This is a genomic window from Rhizorhabdus sp. (assembly GCF_018006725.1).
Classification (GTDB): Bacteria; Pseudomonadota; Alphaproteobacteria; order Sphingomonadales; family Sphingomonadaceae; genus Rhizorhabdus.
The window spans coordinates 23,513-31,811 of the sequence record NZ_JAGMXV010000032.1 but is presented as its reverse complement, the minus strand read 5'-3'; the positions used below and the strand labels follow the sequence as shown (position 1 = coordinate 31,811).

The 8,299-nt window shown below is 65.1% G+C and carries 6 protein-coding genes and 1 pseudogene; all 7 read right to left on the bottom strand.

Annotation, left to right across the window (positions count from 1 at the left end):
- Positions 1-281 (bottom strand): annotated as a pseudogene (locus KAY22_RS07175) (GTPase HflX); the annotation flags it as partial.
- Positions 278-760: an RNA chaperone Hfq gene (gene hfq, locus KAY22_RS07170; protein WP_296621651.1), complete on the bottom strand. Its 483-nt coding sequence runs from the start codon at positions 758-760 to the stop codon at positions 278-280. The pseudogene KAY22_RS07175 and the gene hfq, both read right to left, overlap by 4 nt.
- 174 nt (positions 761-934) lie before the next feature.
- Positions 935-2,323, bottom strand: coding sequence for a sigma-54 dependent transcriptional regulator (locus tag KAY22_RS07165; protein WP_296621644.1), 1,389 nt, complete (start codon positions 2,321-2,323; stop codon positions 935-937).
- A gap of 3 nt (positions 2,324-2,326) precedes the next feature.
- On the bottom strand, positions 2,327-4,537 hold the full coding sequence (locus tag KAY22_RS07160; RefSeq protein ID WP_296621642.1) for a PAS domain-containing sensor histidine kinase: 2,211 nt from the start codon (positions 4,535-4,537) through the stop codon (positions 2,327-2,329).
- Positions 4,538-4,670: 133 nt separating this feature from the next.
- Positions 4,671-6,134, bottom strand: a complete 1,464-nt coding sequence (ntrC, locus tag KAY22_RS07155) for a nitrogen regulation protein NR(I) (protein ID WP_296621641.1) — start codon at positions 6,132-6,134, stop codon at positions 4,671-4,673.
- Positions 6,131-7,252, bottom strand: a complete 1,122-nt coding sequence (locus tag KAY22_RS07150) for an ATP-binding protein (protein WP_296621639.1) — start codon at positions 7,250-7,252, stop codon at positions 6,131-6,133. The genes ntrC and KAY22_RS07150 overlap by 4 nt, the downstream gene beginning before the upstream one ends.
- On the bottom strand, positions 7,228-8,229 hold the full coding sequence (gene dusB / locus KAY22_RS07145) for a tRNA dihydrouridine synthase DusB (protein ID WP_296621638.1): 1,002 nt from the start codon (positions 8,227-8,229) through the stop codon (positions 7,228-7,230). Before dusB ends, KAY22_RS07150 begins: the two co-directional genes overlap by 25 nt.
- Positions 8,230-8,299: the final 70 nt, after the last annotated feature.

The window sequence follows — 8,299 nt, the reverse complement described above, 5'->3', positions numbered from 1 at the left end:
AGCGCGGCGTCGACGACGAGAAGTTCCGCCTCGTCCTGCCGGATCGCCAGCGCGATCTGCTCGACCTGGCCCGAACCGAACAGCGTCGCCGGCTTCGGGTCGCGCAGGCGGAAGGCAAGCCTTCCGACCACGTCGATCCCGATCGCGGCGGCAAGTCCGGCGGCCTCGTCGAGGCGCGCTTCGGCCGTGCGCGGATTGTCGCCGGCACGCTCGGGCAGAGCCACGAGCGCTCGTGCGCCGCGGCTCAGCCCGTCGTCTTCGTCACGGTTGAAAACGCTCAATCGTCGTCCGAGCCGTCGATCTCGGCCAGGTTGAGCGGATGGGCCGGCTGGACCGTCGAGATCGCATGCTTGTAGACAAGCTGGCTCAGCCCGTCGCGACGCAGCAGCATGCAGAACAGGTCATAGGCGGCGATCTCACCCTGGAGCATCACGCCGTTGACCAGGAACATCGTCACCGGCTCGCGGGTCTTGCGGACCGCCGACAGGAAGACTTCCTGCAGCAGATGGGACTTTTTCTCTTCGAAGCCCTTGTCGATCTCGGTCATGTCGAGCGGATGCGCCGGCATCACGGTCGAGATCGCATGCTTGTAGATGAGCTGGGACTGGCCGTCGCGGCGGAGCAGGACGGAGAAATTGTCGAACCAGGTGATGATGCCCTGGAGTTTGACGCCCTTCACGAGGAACATCGTGACGGGGGTCTTGGTCTTACGGACCGAGTTGAGGAAGATATCCTGAAGATTATTGACCTTGTCGGCCATTGCCGGTCTCCGGTCTTGGCGGGTCATGGCCCGCTCGTGCGCCGTTGCATGGCGTCGTGCTGCGCCCGCCCTATGCGGGAACGAACGCAAGATAGACGAGCAAAGCCCCGCCGTCCATCTCGCACATGCAACAAAAATCGATCCGTGCGATGGACCGATGCTCCAGACCGGCGATCAGGGCTCCTGATCGTCCCGCGAATCCACCAGCCCCAATGTCTTCAGCTTGCGATGGAGAGCCGAGCGCTCCATGCCGATGAAGGCCGCCGTCTTCGAGATATTCCCGGAAAAGCGACGTATCTGCACGCGCAGATATTCACGCTCGAAGGTTTCACGCGCCTCGCGCAGCGGCGTCCCCATGATCGAGCGCGCCGCTTCGCCAGGGGCGAGCCGCGCCTGATCGCTCAGCACTTCGGCCGGCAGCATGTCGAGTTCGATCTCGCCGATCCGGTCGCCGGGCGCCAAGATCATCGTCCGCTCGACGATGTTGCGCAGCTGGCGAACATTGCCCGGCCAGTCATAGGTCTGCAGCGCGCCGACCGCATCGGGGGTCACGCTCGGCGTGGGCAGGCGGCGCTCCGATGCGAAGCGCGCAAGGAAATGCTCGACCAGCGCGGGAATGTCCTCGCGGCGCTCGGCGAGCGGCGGGATGTTCACGGGAACGACGTTGAGTCGATAATAGAGGTCTTCGCGGAAACGACCGCCGTCTATCTCCTCGGCCAGGTTGCGCGCCGTGGCCGAAACGACGCGGACGTCGACCTTGACGATGCGCTGACCACCGACGCGACTGAACGCCTGCTCGGTCAGCACCCGCAGGATCTTCGCCTGGGTGGTAAGCGGCATGTCCGCGATTTCATCGAGGAACAAAGTCCCGCCATGGGCCTGTTCGAGCAGGCCTGGCCGGATGAGCTCACCATTCTCCTCGACGCCGAACAGCTCTTCTTCGACGCGCTCCGGCTCCATCCGCGCTGCGCTGACCACGATGAAGGGCGCGTTGGCGCGGTTGCTCCAAAGGTGCAGAAGTCGGGCCGCGACCTCCTTGCCGACGCCAGCGGGGCCGCTGATCAATACGCGGCTGCCGGTGGCCGCCACCCGCTTCAGGGTTGCGCGAATGCCGTTGATCGCGCTGGAATTGCCGGTCAGTTCCTCTTCCTGGCCGATCTGCGCCTTGAGGGTCGCATTCTCGCGGCGCAGACGGTCGGTCTCGGTGGCACGACCGACCAGCAACAGCAATTGCTCGGCCTCGAAGGGCTTCTCGATGAAATCCGCAGCGCCGCGGCGGATCGCCGCCACCGCCGTATCGAGATTGCCGTGGCCCGAAATCATCAGCACCGGCAAGGTCGGGTCGCGCCGCTTGATCTCGTCGAGCAGGTCGAGCCCGTCCAGCCGCGACCCCTGTAGCCAAACGTCGAGCAGGACCAGCGAAGGCCGCCGGTCGTCGATCGCGGCCAGCGCCGCGTCGCTGTCGGCGGCCGTGCGCGCGGCATAGCCTTCATCCTCGAGGACGCCCGCGACCAGATCGCGGATATCGGCCTCGTCATCGACGATCAGGATTTCCAGTGCCATGCGTCAAGCAGTTCCACTTCTCTTGAGGGACGGGAATTTGTCGTCTTCGCCATCATGGCCGGCGCGGTCTTCGGAAACAGTGGCGATGGTCGCCAGCGCCTCCAGATCGAAGTCGAGATCGACGATGGTGCCGCCGCCGGGCCGGTCGCGCAGCGAAAGCGTGCCGAGATGATCCTCGACGATCTTGCGGACGATGGCGAGCCCGAGACCGGTGCCACGCTTTCGCGTTGTCATATAGGGTTCGGTCAGGCGATCCCGCTCGACCGGCAAGCCGGGGCCATTGTCCGCGAGCACGATCCTGAGCCGCCCTTCCCCTACGCGGATCGTCATCGCGATCACGCCCGGCGCATGCTGCGCGGGATTCTCCTCGATCGCCTCGACGGCATTCTTGACGAGATTGGTCAGCGCCTGGCCCAGCTGGCGGCGGTCGCAGACCATCGTCGGAGCAAGGTCTTCGCTGTCGAGGCTGAAGCTGATCGCCGGATGCGCGACCTCGTGCAGGAACATCGCCTGCCGCGCGATGTCGACGATTGCCTCTTCGCGAAACACAGGCTTGGGCATTCGGGCGAAGGACGAGAATTCGTCGACGATACGCCGCATGTCGCCGACCTGGCGGACGATCGTCGCGGTGAGCTGAGCGAACACGGCCGGATCGGAGCTGATCTCCTTGCCGTAACGCCGCTGGAGGCGTTCTGCTGCCAGCTGAATGGGGGTCAGGGGATTCTTGATTTCGTGGGCGATCCGGCGGGCGACGTCGGCCCAGGCGGCACGGCGCTGGTCAGCCAGGCGCTGGGTGATGTCGTCGAAGGTCAGCACGCTTGCCCCTTCCGCCGCGACCGATCGCACCGCGAGCGTTCTCGGTTCGCCCGCGATCACAGTCTGCACCACGACTTCGCGATTGCCGCTGTCGAGAACGCGATCGAGTTCGGCACTGATGTCGGCGAGCGGCCGGCCTTCGATTGGCTCCTGGAGATCGAGCATGGTCCGGCCCGAGGGGTTGACCAGAGTCACGTGGCGCTGGCTGTCAACCGAGATGATGCCTGCGGTGACGCCCGAGAGCACCGCCTCGATGAAGGCGCTGCGATCCTCCAACTGGCTGTTCGCAGCAACCAGCGCGCCGGTCTGCTCGCCCAGCTTGCGGGTCATGCGATTGAAGGCACTGCCGAGCGTCCCGACCTCGTCGGAACTGGGAGAAATATGGACCCGCGCCGTCAGATCGCCCGCCGCCACGCGCCGTGCTGCCGACACCAGCTCATTGACAGGGCGGACCAGCCGGTCGGCGACGCGCATCGCGACCCAGATGGCCACGCCGAGAATGGCGAGCGCCATGATCATCAGCAGGATGTTGAAGCGCAGTTGCAGGGCGCGGGCGCGATCGATCGTGGCAACATAGTCGCCAAGCGCCGAACGCGCGCGAACCGCCTGCGCCAGCACGTCGGGCGCTGCCTGGCGGGAGATGTAAAGATAGGTCCGACTCGCCCCATCGAGCAGGATCGTGCCTTCGATCCGGTCGCCTGCCTCTGCGGTGATGCGCGGTTGCCCGCCCTGCAGGAAAGGTATCGTCGCGGGTGGAAGCCGCTTGTCCAGGGCCCGCTTGTCGAGGTTGGCCAGCGCGATCAGCTGGGGGGTGCCCGAACTGTCGATGTTGATGATCGCCGCTTCGGAAAGACCGCGATAGGCGATCTGCCGGGCAAATTCGGTAGCAAAACGAGGATCGTCGATCGTCGTCGCCGACAGGAAATAGCGAAGGTCGCCCGACATCGCGGTGATGTCGCCCAGCAGACGCTCCTTGCTCTCGGTCACATAAGCCTGCGCGACCCGCTCCGAGCTTCGCAGCACGACCCGCGCCTTGTCGGAGAACCAGAATTGCGTGCCAAGCTGGAACAGCAGCGACGCGAACACCACGACGAGCAGGGTCGGAACGGTGGCGATCAGCGAGAAGAACGCCACCAGCCGGACGTGGAGGCGCCCCCTGCTGCCAAGCTCCGATTGCGACGCCCGATAGATGGCGACCCGCCGCGCGATCAGAACCATCAGGCTCATGAAGGCCAGCAGGTTCGCGCCGAGCAAAAGCGTAGCGAAGGTTGGGGAGATCGGCACCTGCGGCCGCCCGCTTGCCGCGATTACGCGATAGCTGGCGATCAGGATCAGCAGCGTCGCAATGGGCGTCGCGATCTCGATCAGCGGCATCAGGCGATGCAACCGCCAGGCCATGGCCAGCCGTCGTCGCATGCGTGTCAATGTCGGACCGGGGAACGCCATCGTTGCGGGGTTACCACAACAGCGTGGCTTCGGGAACACAGTGACGTCGCACGACGGCCACGCCATGTCGCGCGATCGCGCCGGCTCAGTCGGAGCGTTTTGCGGCCAGCGCGTCGATCCCCAGATCGGTGAGCTTCTTTCGCAACGTATTGCGGTTGATCCCCAACAGCCGCGCCGCGCGCAGCTGATTGCCTTTGACCGCCGCCAATGTGAGCCGCAGCAAAGGACGTTCCATTTCCGCCAGAACACGATCGTAAAGACCATCCGGCGGCAGATCTCTGCCGAAGCGGGAGAAGTAATTTGCCAGATGCTGCTCCACCGCATCGGCCAGACCTGCGGCGCTGGCCACGGGCGCAGGGGCAGCGGCGAAGTCCGTCGGCTGCTGCTGCTGCAACTGCTGCTCGACAAGGCTCGCGGTGATCACGTCCTCACGGCTGAGCACAGCGAGACGCCGCATCAGATTTTCGAGTTCGCGGACATTGCCCGGCCAGCCATGCTGCATCAGCCGCGCCACGGCGCCGGTATCGAGCGCCTTGCGTGGCAGGCCGTCCGCCGCCGCGCGATCGAGAAAGAAGCGCGCCAGTTCGCCGATATCCTCGCCACGCTGGCGCAGCGACGGGAGCCGGATCGGAACGACGTTGAGACGATAATAGAGGTCTTCGCGAAAGCCCCCGTCGGCGATCAGCCGTGGAAGATCCTTGTGAGTCGCGGCGATGATGCGAACGTCCGCCTTGATCGAGCGCGTACCGCCGACGGTCGTAAACTCGCCGGCCTGGAGCACGCGCAGCAGCCGCGTCTGCGCTTCCATCGGCATGTCCCCGATCTCGTCGAGGAAGAGCGTTCCCCCCTGCGCCTGTTCGAAGCGGCCCGCCGACCGGGCCTGCGCACCGGTGAAGGCCCCCCGTTCATGCCCGAACAGTTCGGATTCGATCAGTTCGCGGGGGATTGCGGCCATGTTGATCGCAACGAAGGGCGCTGCAGAGCGCGGGCCGAAATCATGGATGGCGCGGGCGACCAGTTCCTTGCCCGTGCCGGATTCCCCTAGCACCAGCACCGTCAGATCGTTCGCAACGACACGGGCAATGGTGCGATATACTTCCTGCATCGGCGGCGAACGGCCGATCAGGGGCAGATCCTCGCTGGCCTCGATGGCCGACGCTGCAGCACCACTCGCGGCGCGCGCGGCCAGTGCATCGGAAACCGCCCGGGTGAGCTCGCCGAGATCGAATGGCTTGGGAAGATAGTCGAACGCCCCCTGCTCGGTCGCGCGCAAGGCGGTGGTAAAGGTGTTCTGCGCCGAGAGGACGATGACCGGAAGTCCGGGATCCTTGGCGAGCATCTCCGGAATGACGTCGAGCCCATTGCCGTCGGGCAGCATGACGTCGGTCACGAGTACCTGCGGATCGAAACTCGCGAACAGGCGACGCTGGTCCGCCACCGAGGCGGCGGTCTCCACCACATGCCCTGCGCGCCGCAGCGCTTCGCGAACAACTGTGCGGATCGCCGCGTCGTCGTCCACCACCAGCACCCGACCGCCCACGCCACTCATGCCATGACCCTCGCCCTTGGAAGGAGAAGGCGGAATACCGTCTTCGGCGGAATCCCCTCCCGTGCATATTCGATGATACCGCCCTGATCGGCGACGAGTTTCTCCACCAGCGCGAGGCCCAGACCACTCCCGCTGCGTTTGGTCGTGACGAAGGGGTCGAACAGATGCCCCTCGATTTCTGGCGGAGCGCCCGGTCCCTCGTCGATAACGCACAATTCGATCGGCAGCGGCTGACGGGCATTCCCGTCGGCACGCCGCATCGACACGCCATGGCGATACGCAGTGGTGAGGATGATCGCCCCCGATGTCCCTTCCATCGCCTCGGCCGCATTCTTGAGCAGGTTTATCAGGATCTGGACGAGCGAATCCCGGTGGCCCAAAACTGCCGGCAGCGATGGATCGTAGATTTCGCGGATCTGGCGCCCCTTGGCAAAGCCCTGCAGCGCCACTTCGCGGGCGTGGCCGAGGATGGCGTGGATGTTCTGCGGCGTCATTTCCATCGGCCGCGTGTCGGTGAAGCCCTGCATCCGATCGATCAGCGCAGCCACCCGGTCGACTTCTTCGCGGATCAACCGGGTCAGTGCGCGCGACTCCTCGTCGCACGTCGTTTCCAGAAGCTGTGCGGCGCCGCGCACCGCCGATAACGGGTTCTTGATCTCATGCGCCAGCATGGCGGCAGCGGCCACGGCCGTGCGGGTCCCGCCCTCGCGATCGACCGATCGCGCACCGATGGCGCTGCGCGCGTGGGCATGGATCGAAACGGTCCGCCAACCCGCTCGCTCGGGCAGCGGCGCCACCATCAGGTCGACGCGCATGCGTCGACCGAGCGGAACGACAATTTCGAGATCATAGGCCGCAAAGGGCGCATCGCTCGGCATCGAGGTGAGCGGATGTCCGATCGCATCGATGACCGGCTTGGCGACGATCTGGTTCCGACTGAGGTTGAACAAGGATTCGCAGGCCGCGTTGAGATCTACGACGAGCCCGTCGGGATCGATTACCAGGACGGCCGTAGCCATCGCTGCCAGCGTCTCGGCCGGCGATGGCGCGTCGGCGGATACGCGCGGAGCCGCTCCGCGCTTCGCCAAGCGTATCAGGCCGCTGCGCGGGAGAGCCACGGCGCGTAGAACTCACCCAGCATCGCGATGACGCGCGCCGGATCGCCCTCCTGATTGACCTTGTTCCGGAACTCGGCCGAACCGGTCAGGCCCTTGGTGTACCAGCCGATGTGCTTGCGGGCCATATTGACCCCGACTTCCTTGCCGTAGAGTTCGAGCATCTCGTGATAATGGGCGAGGATGACATGATATTGCTCTTCGATCGTGGGGTCCGGCCTGCGCTCCCCCGTCTCGAAGAAATGCATCACCTGCGACAATAGCCAGGGGCGACCATAGGAACCGCGACCGATCATCAACCCGTCCGCGCCCGACAGTTCGATGGCAGTGATCGCGTCGTCGATCGAGCAGATATCGCCATTCACGATGACCGGGATCGAGACGGCCTCCTTGACCCGGCGCACGAAGGCCCAGTCGGCATTGCCCTTGTACATCTGGTTTCGCGTGCGGCCGTGGACCGTGATCATCTTCACGCCGACATCCTCGGCGATGCGGGCGATCTCGGGTGCGTTGAGGCTGTCGTGATCCCAGCCCATCCGCATCTTGAGCGTCACCGGCACGTCGACTGCGGCCACCGTCGCCTTGACGATCTCGACCGCGAGATCGGGCGTCCGCATCAAGGCCGACCCCGCATCGCCATTGACGACCTTGCGCACCGGGCAACCCATATTGATGTCGATGATGGCGGCGCCACGATCCTGGCTCAGCTTTGCTGCCTCCCCCATTTCTTTGGGGGTGCAGCCGACCAGTTGCATCGACACCGGCTCCTCCGACGGATCCCACAGCGCCTTCTGAAGCGACTGGCGGGTTTCGCGGATCGCGGCCTGGCTGGCGATCATCTCGGTGACGTTGAGTCCCGACCCATAGCCGCGCACGACCCGCCGGAAGGGCAGATCGCTAACGCCCGTCATAGGCGCGAGAATGACCGGGCTGTCGATCCGCACAGGACCGATATGGATGGGACGCAATGTGGGTGTCATGGCTACCATGTTGCCTAAAAAAGCAGCACTCCCCTAGACGCTTATGGTCTCTGGAGCAAGCTGGGCTCTC

Coding starts and splice junctions, on each gene's coding strand:
- hfq (WP_296621651.1), bottom strand. CDS start 760: ATGGCCGACAAGGTCAATAATCTTCAGGATATCTTCCTCAACTCGGTC.
- KAY22_RS07165 (WP_296621644.1), bottom strand. CDS start 2,323: ATGGCACTGGAAATCCTGATCGTCGATGACGAGGCCGATATCCGCGAT.
- KAY22_RS07160 (WP_296621642.1), bottom strand. CDS start 4,537: ATGGCCTGGCGGTTGCATCGCCTGATGCCGCTGATCGAGATCGCGACG.
- ntrC (WP_296621641.1), bottom strand. CDS start 6,134: ATGAGTGGCGTGGGCGGTCGGGTGCTGGTGGTGGACGACGACGCGGCG.
- dusB (WP_296621638.1), bottom strand. CDS start 8,229: ATGACACCCACATTGCGTCCCATCCATATCGGTCCTGTGCGGATCGAC.